Below are 19,527 nucleotides of genomic sequence, written 5' to 3'. Positions count from 1 at the left end.
GACATAGCAAGAGTTTACACGACACCAGTGAAATTCAGAGTTACACTATTTTTAGTTTTACTGTTTTTGTTTATAGATTCTTAGTTTATTGATTCTTAGTTTTATGAGTTTTAGCCTAGCGCTAAATGCTCATTATTAATTACATGGTTGGTTAATGCGCCCTCATTTAAAAATTCTTGTTATAGAAGATGCTGTTGATTTATTGGAACAAATTACGTCAAGTATAGGCAACACCATCACTTACTTTGACCGAAGTGACGTTGAAATAAGCCTGCTTGAAGCGAACTCCGTTGCAAAGGCACTACAATTTGTTCGTGAAGACGGTGATATTCAAGCTGTGGTATTTAGCTGGGATGTGGTGGCGAAGGTTAAAGAGCTGACAGACGTTGTGCCATTAAATGGCGTACTTAATGAAAATACAAGCCCCGCAGCCGAAAGCGCTAGTTCACAAAACGCGAACGAGAAAGCCACAAGCGAAAAGTCGTCTGCACGCAACGCTGTTATTGATAATAACGCCAGAGTTATAGACTCCATTAAACGCATTCGCCCTGAACTCCCCGTATATGTCTTAGGCGATGCAGTAAAAGGGTTGGATATTGTAAACCAAGCCAATGGCATTGAATCGTTCTTCTATCGTAACGACATTATTTCAGACCCAGAGTCTATTTTGGGTTATATTATCAACGACTTTGATGATAGAAACGAAACGCCGTTTTGGACTGAATACAAAGACTATGTAGTGGAGTCTAACGACTCGTGGCATACGCCAGGTCACAGCGGTGGCGCAAGCTTTAGAAATTCACCCTATATCAGTGATTTTTATCGCTTCTTTGGTCGTAACGTGTTTGTTAGTGACTTATCGGTAAGCGTAGACTCGCTGGGCTCACTATCAGATGGCACTCACGCTATCGGGAAAGCGCAAGCCGCTGTCGCGAATACATTTGAAGTTCGCCATTCCTATTTCGTCACGAACGGCTCTTCGACATCAAACAAAATCATTTTGCAGACGCTGTTGCGTGAGGGCGACAAAGTAATTGCCGACAGAAACTGCCACAAGTCAGTGCACTACGGCATTATTCAGGCGCGCGCTATGCCAGTGTATTTAGACAGTGTATTTAACCCTGAATACGGTATTTTCTCACCGCCTAGAATGGCGCAAATTAAGCAGCTTATTGAAGAAAATACTGATGCTAAACTTATCGTACTGACGGGCTGTACCTACGACGGGTTATTGACTGACCTTAAGCAAGTCGTAAATTTAGCCCACGAGCATGGCATTAAAGTGTTCATTGACGAAGCATGGTTTGCGTATTCCTTGTTCCATCCTGCATTGCGTGACTACTCGGCTATCGCCGCTGGGGCAGACTATATTACTCACTCTGCGCACAAAGTGGTGTCGGCTTTCTCGCAAGCTTCCTTTATTCATGTAAACGATCCAGATTTCGATAAAGACTTCTTTAAAGAAGTGTTTGCAATTCACACCAGTACCTCGCCCAAGTATCAACTGATTGCCTCGCTTGATGTATGTCGTCAGCAGCTGGAAATGGAAGGCTACAAAATCCTTAATGAGCTATTAAGCAATGTTGCCGAACTCAAATCGCAAATGGCCAAGTTCAAGCGACTTAAAATACTTTCGCCTAGTGACTTTGCAAATATGTTTTCTCACTTTGAAAGCGATAACATTGGGCACGACCCGCTTAAAATCTTAATTGACGTATCTGCGCTAGATTACTCTAATCAAGAAATACATCGTTTCTTAATGGACGAAGTTGGTTTAGAAATCGAGAAGTTTACTCATAGCACTATTCTAGTACTGCTTACGCTAGGTGGAATGCGCTCTAAAATTGTAAGGCTATACAACGCGTTAAAACGTCTTGATGATGGCGCCGTTAACCTAAGCAAGCGCAAGAGCAAGAGTCCGTTACCGGCAGACATTCCGCCAATTCATTTAGACGACCTTCCGTCAAAAGCGTTTTTCAGCCCTAGGGAAGCCATTCCATGGCAAAACAGCGTTGGACGCACTGCAGCAGGTTTAATTACACCGTATCCGCCTGGTATTCCGCTTATTGTTCCTGGACAGAAAGTGGAACAAGCGCATATTGATTACCTTCAGGCACTGGCAAGCCAGAAGCTTACCGTCCAAGGTATTTACGACGGTGAAATTTATGTTGTAGCTGACCAACAGTAGGAAAAAAAGCGAACCAAACCAGTTTGGACGGTGCTTTAGCTCTTAAGTGTTAAAACCCGTCCATCGAACAGTTTCTATTTGTTATTCCATTTTTTACCCTGTTTTTGGCTTCGAATGGAAGCCTAATAAAACAAGGAAATGTAAATGAAAGAGTTAAATACAAGTGAAATTGAAATGGTGTCCGGCGGCTTTGATGGTTGGGAGCAGCTAGGCGTTGGCATTGCTATGATTGGTTTGGGTATTGCCATTGTTGGCACAGCAGGGTTAGCAACTGTGCCCATTGCTCTTGCGGGCGCTGCAACGCTTGGTGAAATCGGAGTTGGTGTCGTTGGTATTGGTTTAGCTGGCGCAGGTGGATTTGCCGCTGGCACGTCATTAGCGTCAACGAGTGATGATACTCAAGAAGCAACAACATTAGACGAGTAATTCAATGTTTAAAGTACAAATTCAAGGTGGCGATATCACCTCAGTTGCATCGTTAAGAGTATTGCGTACTTTGTGGCCCCTTTCACTAAAAGCGGTAGAAGAGTTGGCTACAGCGTTGAAAAAGCAAAACGAGTTTGTGCTGGTGGAAGGTGTGACGGAAATATTTGCAACAGAACTTGCTCACGAGTTTAAAAGTGCAAATGTTGTATGTCAGATTTTACCAAGTGAAAAAGAAGAGGCCTGCTTATGTATTCCAATTGGTGAGCCACGCAAACGTTGGAACGCTTTAGGTGTCTTGGTATCTCGGTAATTAAAAAGGCGTTTACAAGTATATTTGAAACGCCTTTTTGATACTCCCCTTTATCCTGTATTTCTCCACTACAATCTTTTTCTCTCATTATTTGTTTCACTATTAAGCGTTGCCGCTTTGCGTTTTGGGTTTCATACCTTACACTTGCGCCGAAAGTTATAAAAAGGGCAGTGCAAATGAAACTAAGTGACGTGAAAAAGCTTCATCAAAAGAAATTTAGAACGCAGTTCGGATTCTATTTGGTGGAAGGAGAGCACTTAGTTTTAGAGTTAATTAATGTTGCTCAGCATGACAGCAGTACATTAGGTGATATAACCCTTTATGTGACAGCTGATTATGAGGCGTGGCTGAAAGAAAAACTTGATTCTTCAGTCTCTAATATGAAGGTAGAAACGGTATCGTCTCAACAAATGCAGCAACTCAGCGATACTAAGTCACCTCAAGGTATTATTGCTCGCGTTCCACTTCCTAACTCCGCGTTATATTCAGAGCGGTCACAAACCAGCATTTCAGCAAACAAATCCAGTGCCGAAAAGTACATTTATTTGTATGAAGTTCAAGACCCTGGCAACTTAGGCACCATACTAAGAACGCTAGCGTGGTTTGGGGATTTTACATTATTACTAAGCCCAAATAGCGTAGATCCATACAACTCGAAAGTTGTACGCTCAAGTATGGGGGCTATTTTCCATGTAAACATGGAATTAAACGTGGCGCTTGAAAGCCTAGGCGAGCGGTTCGAACGTTTCGCTTTCTTGGATATGAATGGTAGTAATATCACCTCTAACGCCTTTGGTAATTATCAATGTTATCTGTTTGGTAACGAAGCCCGTGGCGTGCCTGTTGACGCACTATCAAAGCTAAACGCAACGGCGTATACCATTGCGGGAAGCGGTAAGATTGACTCGTTAAACTTAGCCAGCGCTGTGAATATCTGCGCTTATGAATTAACCCGTTAAGCACACTCCCCTCAACTCGATTACGATAGGAAACAACCATGGCATTACAATGGTTCCCTGGGCATATGCACAAAGCCCTGAAAGAAATTAAAGAGTCGCTTAATCAAGTAGACATTCTTATTGAGGTGCTTGACGCGCGTATTCCATATTCCAGTGAAAACCCCGAAATTGCAAAAATACGCGGCGATAAGCCCTGTATTAAGATTCTTAATAAGTATGATTTGGCAGACCCAGAAATTACTGCGCGCTGGCAGGAGAGCTTAGAGAAAGAGCGTGGCGTGAAGACGATCACGACCTCTAGCGATAACCCGGGCAACAGCAAGCAAATTATGCAGCTGGTTAAAAGCATTTGTTCGTATAAAGAAGGTCAGCCAAAAGCAATTAAAGCTATGATCACGGGTATACCTAACGTGGGTAAATCGACGCTAATTAATATTTTAGCCGACCGAATCATTGCTAAAACAGGCAACGAGCCAGCTGTAACGAAAAGCCAGCAGCGCATAAATTTAGGCAGCGGTATTATCTTGTTTGATACACCGGGAGTACTGTGGCCTAAGCTTGAAAACCCACATTCAATTTATCGGTTAGCTTCATCGGGCGCTGTAAAAAATACTGCCATGGAATACGACGATGTTGGTTTTTTTGCGGCAGATTACCTCATTAAAGCGTATCCAGAGGTAATGAAAGAGCGCTATAAGCTGGACGAGCTGCCAGATACTGAAATAGAGTTTCTGGAAGCCGCCGCCAAAACGCGTGGGGCAATTCAAGCGGGTGGTCGTGTAAACCTTCATAAAATATGCGAGATCCTGCTTAAAGAACTGCAGTCGGGTAAGTTAGGGCGAATAACCCTTGAGACACCAGAAATGCTGGAAGTCGAAAAAGAAGAAATGGCACTTGAGGCGGCGAAGAAAGCTGAAGCGAAAGCCAAGCGTAAAGCAAAATTCAAAACAGGCTCGTTAACGCCTGATAAGAAAGATCGGAAAGAAAAACGAGAAGAAAAGCGTCAAGAACAAAGCCGTAGGATGAAGAAAAATAAGCGCTAACCAAAAAATAGGCTTAATCGATTAAGAAATGGGTTGCAAAAATTCGCTATTACTTGATACTAACATTAGGTTAACAACTTTTGTTGGATATTTTATGCGCGTATTTTTGCTCCTTCTATTGGCCGTCTCCTTGCCTTCAATAGCTAATGAGTTGTCGGTTCTCTCCCCAGATAAAAAAGTAAAGTTATCGTTCACAGATGATGGCGAATTAGCGCAATATCGGGTGTCATTTAACGGAGAACCCGTTTTAGGGCTCGGTAAGCTTGGTTTTACTTTTGCAAAAGCCGCCCCTTTATATCGCGACTTTAAAGTAGAAGAGATAAGCAGGAATACGGTGGATCAAACATGGCAGCAGCCGTGGGGAGAGCAGCGAAACATTCGCGACAACCACAATGAGCTTTTGGTCAAATTCTATAACCCTAGCGATAAAGACCGCACTTTTCTTGTAAGAGCCAGAGTTTTTAACGATGGTATCGGCTTTCGCTACGAGCTACCTGCAAGCGGTAATCGCATAATTACTAGAGAGCTGACTGAATTTAACTTAGTCGATTCTCATCAAGCAAAAGCGTTTTGGATCCCTGCCCATGGTCGAGATAGATATGAATATGTTTATCAATCCACTAATCTGCAAGACGTTCACACCGCTCACACGCCATTCACGGTGAAGTATGAAAACGGCACTCATGTCGCTATTCATGAAGCTGCCCTTGTTGATTACGCGGGTATGAGCCTTAAAAGACAAGAGTTAGGGCGTTTTACAGCGTCGCTGGCACCTCGTCACGACGGGAGTTTGGTGCATAAAACCGGTAGTTTTGTTACCCCATGGCGCACCATTACGTTAGGAAATGACGCAACGGATTTGGTTAATTCATACCTTGTTTTGAATCTCAATGAGCCAAATAAACTCGGTGACGTGAGCTGGGTTGAACCAGGAAAATACATAGGTATTTGGTGGGGAATGCACATTGATGAGTATACGTGGGGCTCTGGAGACAAGCATGGTGCTACTACTCAGCGCACAAAGCAATACATGGACTTCGCCGCTAAACACGGTTTTGATGGTGTATTGGTTGAAGGTTGGAATAAAGGTTGGGATGGTGATTGGATAGCGAATTCAGAGTTATTTTCTTTCACAGAAAGTTATCCAGACTTTGATATTGAAGCGGTGACCAGCTACGGCGAGAACGTTGGCGTGAAGTTAATAGGACACCATGAAACATCAGGAGGAATAACCAACTACGAAGCGCAGATGGAAGACGGTTTTGCCCTGTACAACAAGCTGGGGGTTTCTCAAATTAAAACGGGCTATGTTGCCCATGGCCAAAATCTCAAAGTGCGCGACGACAACAACGTACTGCGCTATGAATATACCGACAGCCAGGACGTGGTAAATCATTTCATTAAAAACGTCACAACCGCTGCGAAATATCAGTTGTCCATCAACACTCATGAATCGGTAAAAGATACCGGCCTTCGCCGTACTTATCCGAACTGGATATCGCGAGAAAGCGCTCGTGGTCAGGAATACAACTCAGGGTGGGCGGCACCTAATCCGCCTAACCATATTCCCATGTTGGCGTTTACTCGCATGCTCGCTGGTCCGATGGATTTCACACCTGGCATTTTCAACTTTGACTATGTTCGGAAAAATGACGGTGGAATAGAGTGGGGCAAAGGAGAGGTTATGCGCCCTCAAACAACGCTTGCCAAGCAACTGGCCCAATACGTAGTGCTGTATAGCCCTATCCAAATGGCTGCAGACTTGCCTCGTAATTATGAGAATAATTTACCGGCGTTTCAGTTTATCAAAGACGTCCCTACAGACTGGTCTCATAGTAAAGCGCTTCAAGGGGAAGTGGGCGAATATATTGTAATGGCGCGTAAAGCGAGCAAGCACAAATCCTACTCTGGAAACGATTGGTATGTTGGTGCAATTACGAATGAAGAAGCCAGAGAGTTATCACTACCGCTAACCTTTTTAGAGGAAGGTCAGCAGTATGAAGCGCAGCTCTATCTGGATGGAGAGAAAGCGCATTGGAAAACAAACCCCTACGCAATGAACATCGAGAAAAAGGTAGTGACGTCTGCCGATGTCTTGTCATTAAAGCTTGCGCCATCGGGGGGAGGAGCGATACGCTTTAAATTACTATCGCAATAATAGACAGGGTGTGATGTTGGATAAGATTCAGTATTTTGATAAAGCGTTGTTTGAAACGCTTAAACAGTCGGCTGAGGAAAGTCCTCGCCGACGGGCTAATTTGAACGTACATAAATCTTATACCGACATGGTACAGCGTTTGTTTATTGCAATGATGCCTGACTCCTACGTGCGGCCTCATCGACATGTACAGTCTCATAAGTGGGAGTTCTTCATGGTGGTAGAGGGCGAGTTAGACATTCTATTTTTCAGCGACGATGGCGACGTTGAAAACAGAGTGACGCTAACGGCTCGTGGAGAGACCAGCGGAATTGAGATTCCTCCTAATACCTGGCACGCAACGGTGTGTCATAGCCCAGTAGTTTTCATGGAAGTTAAACAGGGTCCTTACGAAGTCACCGATGATAAAGGCTTTGCAAGCTGGTCTCCTGAAGAAGGAAACGACCAGGTTCCCAATTTTCTAGCATCACTTAAGAAAGCGGCGGTGGGTGATAGCGTAGCCTTTTAAAGGCACTTCTTGTTTAATTACGCACTCATAGCATGCTTTAGGCACTTTCCTTTTTGGAAAGTCATTGCTATTGCTTATCTACATGGTATGGTTAAGGATAAGTGACATAAGGCCGCTGCTGAATTTTTGAAAAGCACCGCAGCCTCAACATTTAGCTTAGTCGCGGCACAGGGTCGTTTGTACAAGCACATTGTGAAAAGAGAATTATCATGCAAAACGTTTCAACTGGTTATTTTTATAATTTTAATTACTGATTGCACCTGACCGTCGGTGTTCAGGGGCAAGTATTGGCTTCTGGGCACTGCAGGTAGAACGTTTTGCAAAAGCCCAGAAGGTATCACCATCTGGGCTTTTTTAATGCCCGTAATTCTCGGTAAAAGACAATGAAAGAAATCACATTAGGTGACATCAGAAAGCAGCACAGAGTTAAACAGGAAGTAGTAGCAATGGCGTTATCGGTCACAGCTTCTGGTGTAAGTAAGTTGGAATCAAAACGTATTCAGGACGTTTCACTTCAACGTGCGGCTGCATATTTAGCTGCGGTTGGCGGGAACATGAAAATTGAAGTAACTATGCCTGATGGTGCTACTTTACAAGTTGGGTAGTAGGGCGTGTTAATTTGTTGCTGCATAAATGCACAGCAAGGAACGACAAATCCTAGTTTTAATACCAGTCCTCATAGATAATCACCCACTCAGCGAGACTTAAAATGTTCGTAATCGCGGCGTATTACCGCAGGTATATATATGGCTAATCCAACCACTTCCGGGTTGGACTTGCCATGTTATTGATTACTTTTTAATACAAGTTCGCACTACGTATCCTAGTGATAGTATGCCGCGCTATTTTCTCTAAAGCGGCGCGACGTAGCAAACGTGTGTAGCCATTCGTTAAAGGAAATACCCCGCGCACTCTGCTCATTATAAAATGGGCTAGGTGAGGATACTGGGAAGGCATTATCTTCACAAAAATCGTTTAGCACCATGTGGCAGGTGCCTTCACCAAGGTAAAATTGATAATTCCATGTGAAAGCTGACAGCGCATGAAGTGACGCATTAGCCTGAAGCTGCCAGCCAAGTATGTAGCCTAAATCAGATTCTGTTACACCCCATGTCGTTGGGTCTAAATTACCTCTAGAGACCTGATCAGAGATTTTAGAAAACTGAATTTGAACAATGTCGGTTCCTGTTGAATATTGCGCAAAACGGTTCCAAGGGTACTGATAAGCTAATCGCAGCATCACCTGCTTATTGAGCGTTAGATGGTTAAAATTGCCAATCAGTGATTGGAAATTACGTGGTAGTGTATCTTCTATCCCCCATGGCCCTTGATAGTTTAGGACTGTTTGCGTAAAGCCTCGGGATATAACACCAAGCGACGCATCAGCGAAGAGGGCAACCTTTGTGCGACCAAACAGCGATTGGAAGTAGGGGAAGTTGAACGTTGCACCATAACCGCCCGCACTGCTTCCACTGAGTAGCACTTTGTTGGGTGATAAATCATCGTTGTTCAGTTTTTCTTTAATCCACTGCATAACAACTAGCGCGTTGTCGTGACCACGGTGCTTTAAAGTAACTTCGGCACCAGGTAGACCTGTAACGATACCAAGCTCGTCAACGTACTGCGTGTCTTTTGAGCCTAAGTGTAGGTCGCCAGTACAGTAGGGAATGAAAACTTTTGACCAAGTTTGAAAAGGGTTCTCTTGTGTATCTTCAAATATTCCGCCTGAAATAAATGGCGTATTTTCGATTACGGCTGATGGGTTATAAGCGGCTCGCGACATCGGGTTGTCGTCAAACTCAAGCTGCATTGACGCTAAGCAAGTGGCACTGTCCCAGCAGGCGCCGCCACCATTGAAGTAGATAAGTAGGTTATCACTTTCTCCTTGTTCGAAATAAAACGAGAATGGGTTGGGGGCTAACCCCTCTGGTCCCGGTAAAGCGGGAAGAGAACATGATGGGTACACGGTTTTTTCACCGCCGCCAGGTACCGATACCACCACCTCATTTTCAGGAGTGATTTGCTCCCATTGTGCAAAGGCATTATGGGCACAGAAACTCAGTGCCATTACAGCAAAATAGCGAAAACGTTTAGCGTAAGAATGCATAAACAATTCCTTTTGACATAGATAAACATGGTTTGAATAGTAAGTTTGATTCGGCTGTTTTGAGAAAATTGAACTTCCTGAAACTTTCTCAATCGATCTCATTAGCGCGTAACTACGACAATTCATAGCGAGCGCTATACATTCATGATCGTGAATTGCGCCACGAACTGTGGCTATAGCCTACGCAATAGGTTATAGCATTTATCCACTCTGTCTAGCGTTGATGTGGCGTTTTAAAGCATTGAATAAACATATTTTTACGACTAATCGCTTTAACTAAAATACTTCTGGGTTAAAATATAGCTAAATCGATTACAAGGAGTCTTACATGGCCGTTCACGAAATTACCCACCCGCTTATTGCGCACAAACTAGGGCTTATGCGATACGCTAAAATTAGCAGCAAAGACTTTCGCGAGCTTGCCTCTGAAGTAGGGAACCTTCTGACTTATGAAGCAACGCGAACACTGCCTACGGAAAGAGCGACGATTAAAAGTTGGTCGGGAGATGAGGTAGAAGTAAGACAAATTAAAGGTAAGAAAATAACTGTTGTCCCTATTCTTCGTGCTGGCTTAGGTATGCTTGAAGGCGTACTGGAACTTATTCCAAATGCGAAGATTAGTGTAGTCGGTCTGTACCGTGATGAAGATACACTGCAGCCAGTTGCCTATTTTGACAAGGTAGTAAAAAACATAGATGAGCGTACTGCACTGATTGTTGACCCAATGCTGGCAACAGGCGGTACGTTGATTGCAACAATCGACCTTCTGAAAAAGAAAGGGTGTCGAAGAATAATGGGACTATTCCTTGTTGCTGCGCCTGAAGGCATTAAAGCCGTTGTTGAAGCACACCCTGATGTTGATATCTTTACCGCCGCAATCGATGATAGATTGAATGAGAAAGGCTATATCCTACCGGGATTGGGGGATGCTGGAGACAAAATCTTTGGTACGCGCTAAGAGCGAAAATCTCTAAAAATTAAGCCATTGAGCAATTTGTTACACAACTCATCGAATTAGCGCTAAATTTCACGCGTTAAACGTTTAAGTTAATGATATAGTCAGAGGGTAGTCAGAGCGCACGCTTGCTACCCTTTTTTGTTTTTAACTCTGGGTAGTTAGTTTCGTGAAAAGAGCTAAAAATAATGAATAAAACAAAACTTACCCTAAAAGATGTTGCTGAACAGTTGGGCGTTTCAACGGCAACCATTTCAAATGCATTTAACCGCCCGGACCAATTATCAAAAGCGAAGCGCGAAGAGATTTTAGCGCAGTGCAAAAAGATTGGTTACAGCGGCCCCAATAAAGCAGCACAGATCCTCAGAAAGGGCACATCAAATATTGTGGCTTTAGTATTAGCCGACAGCATTTCATATATGGTGAGTGACCCCGTCGCGAGTACTTTTATTAAAGGTGTTTCTTCTGCGCTTCAAGAAAATGGCAAGCATTTGTTACTGTACGCGGGCGACTCTGACAGCATTCTTGATGTTGTAGATTTTGTTGATGGTTTTATCTGTTACGGACAACCGCGCAACAGCAACTTGGTAGCGGAGTTGGCAGTGTCGCCAAAACCTGTGGTCACCGTTGACTTTGATATCGAAGACAAGCCATCTATTAATATTGATAACGAAGAGGCGGCCTATCGCGTTGCGTCTCATGCGTTAAATGAAGGTGACAATGTGGCAATCTTTGGGCTTCGCCTGATTGACTCGCCTTCTACATGTCGTATTTACGATAGTCCGTTGATTGACGTAGACAGCTCAATTGCTCACCGTCGACTTGATGGTTATTTAAGGGCCGCTGAAGAAAAGAACATCACGGTAAGCAATGAGCGTATTTGGCACCTTCCAGAAAGTGACAGACACTTTGCAAGACAGGCAGCCAAAGAAGTACTGACCAGCTCTCCAAGACCTAATGTGGTTTTGTGTATGAGTGACATTATAGCCCTTGAGCTACTTCACTTAGCCTTGGATATGAATATTAAGGTACCGGAAGAGCTGAAAATTACAGGGTTTGATGGTATTGGGGAAGCCGAGCGTGCGCGCCCGCGTCTTACTACAGTTTGCCAATCCAGCAGTGGCAAAGGCGTAGAAGCAACAAAAGCACTGCTTAATCAAGTAACAGCAAAGAGTACGCTGCCTTTTGAATTGCAAGTCGGCGAGACGGTATAGGCTGAGCCAAGAGGTTCAGCCCGCGTTAAATAAGGTAGATTGCTTATCAAAGTTTAACGAGCAGCGATTAAAAAATGCGGCAAGCTTCTTTTCTTCAAAAAGATCGCCGCTTTCCTTCAAAGAAGCGGGCTGATTGAGTGCCGGTGGCGGGTATACACCATAGCCAGACAACAAACAGTGCCACGACGTAGTGCTGAAATGTCGACCAATACCTTGCCGCTTTATTTCCTCAACAATATCCCCTTTTCTGTACCACACATCAAGTAAACTAAGCAGTGATTCGGACAGCTTCATATTAGCTCTGTTGTCTTTCCAATAGTTACTGTCGTTGCGCCCGTTTAGCTTGTAATGACATACGATATAATCTCGGACGCGTTCAAAGCGCTCTGAAACTTCCTGATTAAACGCCTGTCTCTGTTGAGCACTTGTTTCGTTGAAAGAATAGTTGTCCGCGAAAAGCTCGATGCTCGTTTGAACTAGGTGTAGTGCCGTTGCTTCTAAAGGTTCAATAAACCCTTGTGACAAGCCTAGTGCAAGACAATTCTTCTCCCAATGCCTTTCACATTGACCTACACGCATAGACAAGTGCTTTGCTTCAACATCGGTATTTTCCATCCCCAATGCGCGTCGCAATTCACATTCTGCAGCGTCTTTCTCTTGGTACTGCTGACTATACACATATCCGTTTCCCGTGCGGTTGCGAAGCGGTATCTGCCAGCGCCAACCGTTCGACATGGCAACCGACTCGGTTTCAACCGGTAAATTAGCGCATGCTGGTGTAGGCAACACAACGGCCGAGTCATTGAATAGGTTGTCACTAAAGTCCCTAAACGGTACGTCTAGCGTTTTTTGTAAAAGGAGTCCTGAAAACCCCGTGCAATCTATGAACAGATCTCCATCAAGTTTTTGTCCGTCTTGACAAACGAGATGTGAAATGTCGCCAGATGGTGAGGTATGCACCGATTCAATATTACCAACAACGTGATATACGCCTTTTGATTTAGCGCGCTCGCGTAAGAATCGTCCAAGTTTTAGAGAGTCAAAGTGGTAGCCGTATTCTATATCGAATGGAAAATTATGTGAGGGAAGAGGGGCAAGGTTTTTCTTTGCCAAATACCCCGCCATAAGAAACTTATCAGGTCGAGTTTCAACATCGAGACCCAGCCTTCTGGTTAAGGCATTAACGTGAAATGCTCGTTCACTAAAAACATCTAGCTGGCTAATAAAGGGGTGAGAGTAGCTGTGTGAATTATTGCCATTCCAGCCCGTGAACTTGATATTAACTTTATACGTTGCTTGGCACTCTTCCATCCAATCATACTCAGGAATATCAAGAGTTTGGAAGAAACGCTTGAGAGTAGGTGTCGAGCCTTCGCCTACGCCTATTGTGCCAATGTCTTCTGATTCTATGAGTGTGATGGTCACAGCTTGATTAGCCCAGCGGTGAGCTAAAAGGTTGGCAGCCATCCAACCTGCTGTGCCGCCTCCAGCAATAACAATTCGGTGTGGTGTTGTCATTAAAGGCTCTGCAATAAAAGAAGGGTGAAATTAAACAGTATCAGAGTTGCGCATTACTGCCACACTTTACATGGCAGTAATGCAAGGCACGTATCCACTATCTAAAGATGCGTGCCATTATTTTCGTACGTTCAAAAGGGATGGTCCCTTTTAATAGAACGAATAGTTGAGGTTTAGCATATAAGAAGGACCAAACTCGCGGCGGAGCGTAACAATGCCCGCATCATCAATGGTTTCTTCTTTCTCATCAGTCAGGTTGACGCCTTGTAACGATACTCTTAGCCCTTCCAAGTACTCAATTCCGCTATCTGCGAAATCGTAGCTAATTTGAGCATCGACTTGGGTAACGGCGTTACGAGTTGCTGGCTCAATTTTGTTTGAACCTCCACGCTGATATGTGAGGAACTCAGAACGATCGGTTGCCGCAACCCTAATCTCAAAGCCGTTCATCTCATAGTACGCTGTAATGCTGTACGTATTGTCTGATTGGCCTGGAATGGCTGTTCCATCTTCAAGCTCCGCATCTAGGATTGTTGCAGAAGCGGCAATACCAAATCCATCCAGAGAGTCAGTGAGCATTCTCAAAGGAACATTGGCCGTTAGCTCAACCCCTTTCATTTCACCTTTTAGGCCATCTTCGAAGAATGAATAGAAGCCTTGGTCTGGCGGAGTTACTAAATCGCCCACTTCGTAAGGCGTGTCTTGCGGGCCGTAGTTACCCGCAACGTCCACGATCCTGTCATGGAATCCAGGGATGAAGTAGTTAGCACCGTCATTGGTCACGTCATTCGTGAAATCAATAAGCTGGTTGCCATCGCGGGTCCAATTAACCAAATCTTTATAGAAAAGCGCAATCGAGACATAACCTTCTTCATCGAAGTAGTTTTCAAATGAAATGTCAAAGTTATTGGCTTCTAACGGACGAAGGGTGGGGTTACCCGTAAATTTAGACCAAGGCGACCCGAACTCTCTCACCGCCGCCTCAGAATTCTCTGTAGCAATCAGCTCAATATTTTGATCAAACTTAACAAAGCCCGATGCTTTCATTTGGTCGATACGCGCTCGACTAATGGTTTTCGATGCCGCCAAGCGCAGGTAGCGATTCTCATTAAGTTCGACACTTACGTTCAGGCTAGGTAGGAAGTGAGAGTAATCATCGCCATCGGTAATAATACAGTCCGCATCAACCACTTGATTGCCATCGTCGTCACACACGGCAAAGTTCGGGCCTACAATACCAATGAAACCCGTTGAGCTTTGGTCCGTTTGTACATATTGTGCACCCACGTTACCTTTTACATTGAAACCTTGAACTTCAGTCTCAAAGTCTAGCTGGGCGTATAATGTAGTTACTTCTTCATCAATGGTGTAGGTATCACCTAAACGATCAGGCTCTAGAAGCCCTGCATCATTAAGCGTATATTCACCATCGTTATAAGGGGCAAAGCCGTCGTAGGCTACAACGTAACCCATGCCAGCCCAGGTTAAGTCAGCTAACCCGTTATACAGATACTGCTCAGGGATCGCCTCAGAAAATGGATATGACGACGCAGTTGCAAAGAAACCTTTATTGTCTTTTGCTTTGTATCGGTCGCTATAGTTTATGCCAGCCGTTAAGGTGTTGAATATCCCCCAATCTACATAGCCTACTGCCTCGAAGCGTATTGTGGTCAGCTCTTCTTCAAAATCAGCAAAGTTCAGGAAGCCATCTTGAGCGTTGAAGTAGCTGTAGGGTTGACCATTTGCTTGTAAAACATCGGTAGTAAACTGGTCGGCAATGTTAGCCATACCGCCCCCCCAAACTTGAGGGCCCGCTAGTTGTAACATGGTGGGATCAGAGAATGCATCAAGGCCGCTACTGCCGCTAAAGTAAATACCATCAGTGCTCATTTCGAATTGACGTGAACCTAATTGCCCTTCGCCGAGCGCACCAGAACGTGCTAAACCAGCGTATGATTCACCACGCAAGTCACGTTTGTTCGACTCACTGTCTGCCACGTCTAAAGTAAGAGACCACTCATCGGTTATGTCGTATTTGATATTTAAACCGAAGGTTTGAAGCTCGCCATCCTTTTGCGCGGGATCTGTACGCAATACTGGATTCGCGTTAACTTGCGTGCCCGAGTTGTTAATGCCTGTACCGCTAACATTTGCCGCAGCGAAGGGTTCGATGAAACCGCGAATCACACCTGAGTCGGAATAATCAATATCTAGCGCATCAAAAACAATGTCTAGTCTATCGGTGGGACGCCATTGAAGAATGGCTGAAATCGTGTCGCGTTCTAGCACGCGGCTAATGGCCTGAGTGTCTAAACCAAACGGAAGCACCTGACCATCGTCATTCTCACCATATCCCCAAACACCGTATTTTCTCTCGTTTCTGGGGGACTCCGTTGATGCAATGGCAAGTGCGAGACCTACCGTGTCATCTGCAAACTTTTCTACAAAAGAAAGGGCAAAACGGTTACCGCTATTGTCGAATTCTGGATTATCTGAATCGTTGCCACCAAGTTCGTAGACCCCAGTGACGGTAAGGGTTTCCTGGGCTGCTAGAGGGCGTACTGTTTGCAAGTCTACTGTACCGCCAATACCTTGGACAATAAGCGAAGCGTCAGAGGTTTTGTAAATTGTGGCACCTGTCATGATTTCAGCAGGGTATAAGTCGTACTCTACGCCACGGTTATCGCCAATACCAATAAGTTCTCGTCCGTTCAGTGAGGTGCCGGTAAAGTCTTCTTTGAAGCCACGTACCGAAATACCAGACGTTCGTCCGCCTACGCGCTCACCTGATAGGCCTGGCAAGCGGGCAAGTGATTCTGCGATTGAAGAGTCTGGAAGCTTACCAATGTCTTCTGCGGAAATGGCCTCAACAATGGAGTCGTTGTCCATTTTCACCGCTTGGGCGCGCATCAAAGAGCCTCGAATACCCGAAACTTGAATAATTTCTACTTGTTCGTCGTCTGGTGTGTCTTGTGCTACTACTGAACCGCTGTTAAGGGCGGCGGTAATTGAAATAGCGATTAACGCAGGTTTAAACGTACTGGTGTGCTTCATGAGTCATACCTTGCTGAGTGTGTTAAACAAAGGTTTTATTATTTACAACGTTTTAACAATAGTAGTTGTTTTACTCATACGCAAGTGTTTTCTTAATTGTTTAAGAAAGGTGTTTTCAAATACAGGTCATAAATGGCTATTCGTGGCTAGCAAGAATGCTTAATGCTTTTTCTTGCTACTTCTAGATAGTACCGAGAAAGTTTGGATAACGCCGATTGAAATCTGGCAAAGAGCAGAAGGGGGAGTGGCAAATTTTTTAGAGAATGAGAAGCGGACAATAAATGCTATAGCCCGCAACAGATATGAGGTTCAGTGACTGCTTATTTTAGTTAGGTTACTTGACGTTGGGATTTAGTCCCAAACCAGTTCTTTAAAGTGCTTGCGACACATTGATTCATAGGTGTCGTTGCCGCCAATTTGTACTTGATCACCATTTTTTACTGCATTGCCATTTTCGTCTAAACGCACCACGAAACTTGCTTTTTTACCGCAATGGCAAACGGTTTTTAGTTCAGACAGTTTATCTGCCCAAGCCAGCAAATAATGACTGCCTTCAAAGGTTTCACCTAAAAAGTCGGTACGCAGGCCGTAGGCTAGTACCGGCACATCAAGTTCATCAACTACGTCTACTAGCTGCTTTACTTGTGCTTTTGTTAAGAACTGTGCTTCGTCAATAAAAATGCAGTCGGGCTTTAACGCTTCGCAGTCTTTGCTTATTGAGGCAAACAAATCATCGCCTTTTGCGTATAGCTTGGCATCTGCTTGTAAGCCGATACGAGAAGTGACTTTCCCAACGCCGTATCGATCATCAAGCGCTGCGGTATAAATCACTGAATGCATACCGCGTTCACGGTAGTTATAAGCTGATTGGAGGAGTGATGTAGACTTCCCTGCGTTCATTGCAGAGTAATAAAAATAAAGTTGAGCCATGGTTATTAGTAGTTTTCGTTATACCAAGAAATAAGGTCGTTGGCGTTCATTGGTCTAGCGAAGTAAAAGCCTTGCAAATAGTCGGTTCCAAGCTGCGACAAATGTTGCCTTTGCTGCTCAGTTTCGATGCCCTCTGCAATGGTTTTACAGCCAAACTCTTTAGCCATTAAAAGTGTTGCTCTTATTATGGTATCACTCTCTTCAGAGCTATTCTGTATAAAAGAGCGGTCAACTTTAATAAAATTGAATGGCATAGATTGAAGACGGTTTAAAGATGAATAACCTGTACCAAAGTCATCAATTGATATTTTGACATCACGGGCTACGAGTTCGCTCACTCGTTTAGTCACTAGATCTTTATCAATAGCGAATACGCTTTCAGTTATTTCTAGATAGAGGCGTTCTGGTGAAATTTTAGTTGTGCTGAGGGCATTGTCTAAAACTTTAATGAAGCTGTCATCGAGCAGCTGCGCGACTGATACATTTATCGACATTGCGAGGCCGGGTTTGAACTGCCAATGTGAAAGGTCGATAAGCGCTCTATTTAATACCCACGCACCTATTTCAGGCATTAGCCCGCTGCGCTCTGCAAGTGGAATGAATGTGGCGGGTGAAATATGTTCCTCATCGCACTTCCAGCGCAATAGGGCTTCTACAGAAGATAAAGCATTGGTTTCAACATCAATGATTGGCTGATAAAAGACCGTAAACTCTCGATTTTCAATGGCTGAACGCAATCGTTCACAAAGACGTTGCTCTCGTTTAATTTCGTTGTGCAGTGTTTCATTGAACACACCGATAGAGCCCCTTTGTTTGCGCTTTTGATCGTACATAGTCAGGTCGGCCTGTTGAATTAAATCAACAGCACTGTCGCCATGCACGGGGAACATGGCGATACCTATTGTGGCGTCTAGAGTTATTTGGTTGTCGTTTGCAATAATGGGAATAGTGACGCCACTGCGCATAGCGTGTGCTACGGCCTTTGCGGTATCTACATTTGCATAGGGAATAACAGCAACGAATTCATCACCTCCCCATCTGCCTAAGTGATTTTCTTCCGTGTAATTGCGAAGTCTGTTGGCAATTTCCGCAAGCACAATATCGCCGACTTTGTGCCCCAAGCTATCGTTTACCTGCTTAAAACCATCTAAATCGATGAATAACAGGGCAAGTGAGTTGTCCAAAGCGCGGGTGGTGTCGATTAAGCTGTTGAGATGTTTGAGAAAGCCATTGCGATTAAGCAAATTTGTCAGTGGATCTCTGTTAGACAACCGATATAAATCCGCTGTTCTTCTTTCCACTTCCGCTTCAAGGTTGGCGTTAGATGCATCGAGCTTTTCGTTTGAAGCTATGAGTAGTTTGTTTACTTTAACTGTTTCACTACGCTCAATACGCATCTGTTCCATCAAACTATTATTCTTAGCTTTAAGGTGTAATGTACTGATGAAAAAGCGATGGTAGCGAAACGCACTGGCGAAAATGCCAAACCAGAAAACCAAGCCAAGCACACCTAAAATAAAAAATTTCCCGCTAGCATCAATTAACGCACATAACGACATAGGTACAAGAAGAGCAGTAGAGTAGAACCCGACGAATTTTATGTTCGGAGACAGGACGGTACCAGCTCCGCCGGACATCGCGGCGAGTACAACCATAGTCGCTGCTAGTTCGACAGTTGCCATGGATGAATAGAAAAGCACTGAATAAAGCGCCCAAATACAACCCGTAACATATAGCCCGGTCGAAAACCGAATCAAAGCAGGGCGCGGGTTATAAGCTTTTCCTGCCAAATTAGTACGCCAATACAATGCATCAATTAGCCTCAGAAGTGAGACGCATACCATTACCCCCCAAATCTGTAGTTTGTTTACAAATGTTGAAGGAGAGGCGCTTTCAAAGAAAAATACCAGGCCAGAAAATGCAAATATCGTCATCAAGAAGCCGACAAAGCTATTGCCAATTAGCATGTCGGTGGTGTCTCGTTCTATTTCAGTTTGTGATATCGATTCTTGATACGTGTTCAACCGGATAAAGCCTTTATAACATTGTGATTCAAATTTAATGCGTTACTTCAAAAGCAAATTTAGTCGTACAAAGTAGAGCGAAGCGTACAGACGTTGGTGCACTAAATGATTGTAGTATAGGCTAAATATAATA

At 44.1% G+C, this 19,527-nt stretch carries 15 protein-coding genes; 10 read left to right on the top strand and 5 right to left on the bottom strand.

What is annotated here, in order from left to right; genetic code table 11:
• Positions 1-154 precede the first annotated feature (154 nt).
• The 8 genes from ACFI6L_RS01090 to ACFI6L_RS01055 all read left to right on the top strand — a co-directional run bounded on the left by ACFI6L_RS01090 (position 155) and on the right by ACFI6L_RS01055 (position 8,197).
• The gene (locus ACFI6L_RS01090; protein WP_462556409.1) at positions 155-2,188 is read left to right on the top strand and encodes an aminotransferase class I/II-fold pyridoxal phosphate-dependent enzyme; all 2,034 of its coding nucleotides are present in this window, start codon (positions 155-157) and stop codon (positions 2,186-2,188) included.
• A 144-nt stretch (positions 2,189-2,332) separates the two neighbouring features.
• Positions 2,333-2,614: a hypothetical protein gene (locus tag ACFI6L_RS01085; RefSeq protein WP_014950274.1), complete on the top strand. Its 282-nt coding sequence runs from the start codon at positions 2,333-2,335 to the stop codon at positions 2,612-2,614.
• A gap of 4 nt (positions 2,615-2,618) precedes the next feature.
• Positions 2,619-2,924, top strand: a complete 306-nt coding sequence (locus ACFI6L_RS01080) for a hypothetical protein (RefSeq protein ID WP_014977116.1) — start codon at positions 2,619-2,621, stop codon at positions 2,922-2,924.
• Positions 2,925-3,100: 176 nt separating this feature from the next.
• Positions 3,101-3,883: a TrmH family RNA methyltransferase gene (locus ACFI6L_RS01075; protein ID WP_462573247.1), complete on the top strand. Its 783-nt coding sequence runs from the start codon at positions 3,101-3,103 to the stop codon at positions 3,881-3,883.
• Between the two features lie 38 nt (positions 3,884-3,921).
• Entirely contained in the window at positions 3,922-4,926 is a 1,005-nt protein-coding gene (ylqF, locus tag ACFI6L_RS01070; protein ID WP_014977114.1) for a ribosome biogenesis GTPase YlqF, read from the top strand.
• Positions 4,927-5,020: 94 nt separating this feature from the next.
• A complete protein-coding gene (locus ACFI6L_RS01065) occupies positions 5,021-7,084 on the top strand; it encodes a glycoside hydrolase family 97 protein (RefSeq protein ID WP_283617199.1) in 2,064 nt (687 codons plus the stop codon).
• 13 nt (positions 7,085-7,097) lie between these two features.
• Complete coding sequence (locus tag ACFI6L_RS01060; protein WP_039228479.1) at positions 7,098-7,592, top strand: WbuC family cupin fold metalloprotein; 495 nt, start codon at positions 7,098-7,100, stop codon at positions 7,590-7,592.
• A 383-nt stretch (positions 7,593-7,975) separates the two neighbouring features.
• Entirely contained in the window at positions 7,976-8,197 is a 222-nt protein-coding gene (locus ACFI6L_RS01055; protein ID WP_014950268.1) for a helix-turn-helix domain-containing protein, read from the top strand.
• Between the two features lie 218 nt (positions 8,198-8,415).
• Here ACFI6L_RS01055 and ACFI6L_RS01050 read toward each other — a convergent pair whose 3' ends face one another.
• Positions 8,416-9,699: a pectin acetylesterase-family hydrolase gene (locus ACFI6L_RS01050; RefSeq protein WP_039228476.1), complete on the bottom strand. Its 1,284-nt coding sequence runs from the start codon at positions 9,697-9,699 to the stop codon at positions 8,416-8,418.
• A gap of 328 nt (positions 9,700-10,027) precedes the next feature.
• On the opposite strand from ACFI6L_RS01050, the gene upp reads away from it, so the two are divergent.
• A complete protein-coding gene (gene upp, locus ACFI6L_RS01045) occupies positions 10,028-10,657 on the top strand; it encodes a uracil phosphoribosyltransferase (RefSeq protein WP_014950265.1) in 630 nt (209 codons plus the stop codon).
• A gap of 185 nt (positions 10,658-10,842) precedes the next feature.
• On the top strand, positions 10,843-11,868 hold the full coding sequence (locus ACFI6L_RS01040; RefSeq protein WP_014950264.1) for a LacI family DNA-binding transcriptional regulator: 1,026 nt from the start codon (positions 10,843-10,845) through the stop codon (positions 11,866-11,868).
• A gap of 15 nt (positions 11,869-11,883) precedes the next feature.
• On the opposite strand, the gene ACFI6L_RS01035 is transcribed toward ACFI6L_RS01040, so the two are convergent.
• The 4 genes from ACFI6L_RS01035 to ACFI6L_RS01020 form a co-directional block, all read right to left on the bottom strand.
• Complete coding sequence (locus ACFI6L_RS01035; RefSeq protein WP_462556425.1) at positions 11,884-13,386, bottom strand: tryptophan halogenase family protein; 1,503 nt, start codon at positions 13,384-13,386, stop codon at positions 11,884-11,886.
• 150 nt (positions 13,387-13,536) lie between these two features.
• Entirely contained in the window at positions 13,537-16,440 is a 2,904-nt protein-coding gene (locus ACFI6L_RS01030; protein WP_462556429.1) for a TonB-dependent receptor, read from the bottom strand.
• 351 nt (positions 16,441-16,791) lie between these two features.
• On the bottom strand, positions 16,792-17,370 hold the full coding sequence (locus ACFI6L_RS01025; protein WP_014950261.1) for a thymidine kinase: 579 nt from the start codon (positions 17,368-17,370) through the stop codon (positions 16,792-16,794).
• A 5-nt stretch (positions 17,371-17,375) separates the two neighbouring features.
• On the bottom strand, positions 17,376-19,394 hold the full coding sequence (locus ACFI6L_RS01020; RefSeq protein WP_462573246.1) for a putative bifunctional diguanylate cyclase/phosphodiesterase: 2,019 nt from the start codon (positions 19,392-19,394) through the stop codon (positions 17,376-17,378).
• Positions 19,395-19,527: the final 133 nt, after the last annotated feature.

This window comes from Alteromonas sp. G4i35, assembly GCF_054960375.1.
Note: the sequence above shows the minus strand (reverse complement) of the source record. Positions and strands in the feature narration are given on the sequence as shown.

What these genes read in the sequence shown, in the direction of transcription:
- ACFI6L_RS01060 (WP_039228479.1), top strand. Translation starts at nt 7,098, where the DNA reads ATGTTGGATAAGATTCAGTATTTTGATAAAGCGTTGTTTGAAACGCTT.
- ylqF (WP_014977114.1), top strand. Translation starts at nt 3,922, where the DNA reads ATGGCATTACAATGGTTCCCTGGGCATATGCACAAAGCCCTGAAAGAA.
- ACFI6L_RS01050 (WP_039228476.1), bottom strand. Translation starts at nt 9,699, where the DNA reads ATGCATTCTTACGCTAAACGTTTTCGCTATTTTGCTGTAATGGCACTG.
- ACFI6L_RS01030 (WP_462556429.1), bottom strand. Translation starts at nt 16,440, where the DNA reads ATGAAGCACACCAGTACGTTTAAACCTGCGTTAATCGCTATTTCAATT.
- ACFI6L_RS01090 (WP_462556409.1), top strand. Translation starts at nt 155, where the DNA reads ATGCGCCCTCATTTAAAAATTCTTGTTATAGAAGATGCTGTTGATTTA.
- ACFI6L_RS01040 (WP_014950264.1), top strand. Translation starts at nt 10,843, where the DNA reads ATGAATAAAACAAAACTTACCCTAAAAGATGTTGCTGAACAGTTGGGC.
- ACFI6L_RS01085 (WP_014950274.1), top strand. Translation starts at nt 2,333, where the DNA reads ATGAAAGAGTTAAATACAAGTGAAATTGAAATGGTGTCCGGCGGCTTT.
- ACFI6L_RS01080 (WP_014977116.1), top strand. Translation starts at nt 2,619, where the DNA reads ATGTTTAAAGTACAAATTCAAGGTGGCGATATCACCTCAGTTGCATCG.
- ACFI6L_RS01075 (WP_462573247.1), top strand. Translation starts at nt 3,101, where the DNA reads ATGAAACTAAGTGACGTGAAAAAGCTTCATCAAAAGAAATTTAGAACG.
- ACFI6L_RS01025 (WP_014950261.1), bottom strand. Translation starts at nt 17,370, where the DNA reads ATGGCTCAACTTTATTTTTATTACTCTGCAATGAACGCAGGGAAGTCT.
- ACFI6L_RS01055 (WP_014950268.1), top strand. Translation starts at nt 7,976, where the DNA reads ATGAAAGAAATCACATTAGGTGACATCAGAAAGCAGCACAGAGTTAAA.
- ACFI6L_RS01035 (WP_462556425.1), bottom strand. Translation starts at nt 13,386, where the DNA reads ATGACAACACCACACCGAATTGTTATTGCTGGAGGCGGCACAGCAGGT.
- upp (WP_014950265.1), top strand. Translation starts at nt 10,028, where the DNA reads ATGGCCGTTCACGAAATTACCCACCCGCTTATTGCGCACAAACTAGGG.
- ACFI6L_RS01065 (WP_283617199.1), top strand. Translation starts at nt 5,021, where the DNA reads ATGCGCGTATTTTTGCTCCTTCTATTGGCCGTCTCCTTGCCTTCAATA.